1 protein-coding gene is annotated in these 1,109 nt (G+C 46.9%); it reads left to right on the top strand.

Annotation, left to right across the window (positions count from 1 at the left end):
* The coding region (locus KDK17_RS02555; RefSeq protein ID WP_257287264.1) for a WD40 repeat domain-containing protein at positions 1–1,102 on the top strand (1,102 nt) is incomplete at its 5' end.
* Positions 1,103–1,109 lie beyond the last annotated feature (7 nt).

The raw sequence follows: 1,109 nt of genomic DNA, 5'->3' as shown, positions 1-1,109 counted from the left end.
CGATAAAACCGCAAAAATTTATGCTCTGAAGACCGATGGATCATGGGAAGAAAAAGCCACTATTACCCATGATGAGACAGTCTCCTCAGCTACCTTCAGCGCCGATGAGCGCTATGTGGTGACCGCCAGTAGAGATGGCAAGGCGAAGATCTATGGCAAGCAAGACGATGAGTCATGGGTAGAAAAAGTCATTATTTCCCATGATAGACCTGTCAAATCAGCCACCCTCAGCGCCGATGATCGCTATTTATTGACTGCCTGTATGGATGGCAAGGCGAGAATTTATAGCATAGAGGACGATGGGTCATGGGAAGAACAAGCCATGATTTCCCATAATAAACCTATCTACTCAGCCACCTTCAGCACCGATAACCACCATGTGGTGACCGCCAGCTTCGATCAGGCGAAAATCTATAGCCTGGAGACCGATGGATTATGGGAAGAAAAAGCGATCATTACCCATGAGGATCTGCTCTTCTCAGCGACATTCAGCGCCGATAACCGCCATTTGGTGACCGCCAGTGTGGATGGCAGGGCGATAATCTATGGCAGGAAGGACGACGGATCATGGGAAGTAAAAACCACTATTTCCCATAATAATAATCTGGTCTTCTCAGCCACCTTCAGCCCCGATAGCCGCTTTGTGATCACTCACGGTCGCGATGAAAAGTCGAGAATCTATGGCCAGAAGGACGATGGATCATGGGAAAAAAAAACGACCATTTCCTATTATTTTGCGGGCATTAAATCAGTCACCTTTAGCGCCGATAGCCGCAATGTGATCATCCACAGTGGAGATAAAAATTTGAACATCTATGGCCAGAAGGACAATGGTTCCTGGGGAAAAAAAGCGACCATCTCCCATGTTTTTGGTGTCGCATTAGCAGCCTTTAGCGTCGATGGCCGCCATATGGTCACAGCCAGAGGAGACGATAATAAGGCAAAAGTTTATGGCCAGCTACGTGATGGATCGTGGCAAAAAAAAGCCACCATTTACCATCATTGTGTGATCAAATCAGCCGCTTTCAGTCCCGATGGCCATGTGTTTACCATACACGACGATAATACGGCGAAAATCACTGAACTAAGGATGGATGACTGATTATTTG

This window comes from Endozoicomonas sp. SESOKO2 (genome assembly GCF_024606245.1).
In the GTDB taxonomy this organism is placed as follows: Bacteria; Pseudomonadota; Gammaproteobacteria; order Pseudomonadales; family Endozoicomonadaceae; genus Endozoicomonas_A.
This window is presented reverse-complemented; position numbering and strand designations above follow the sequence as displayed.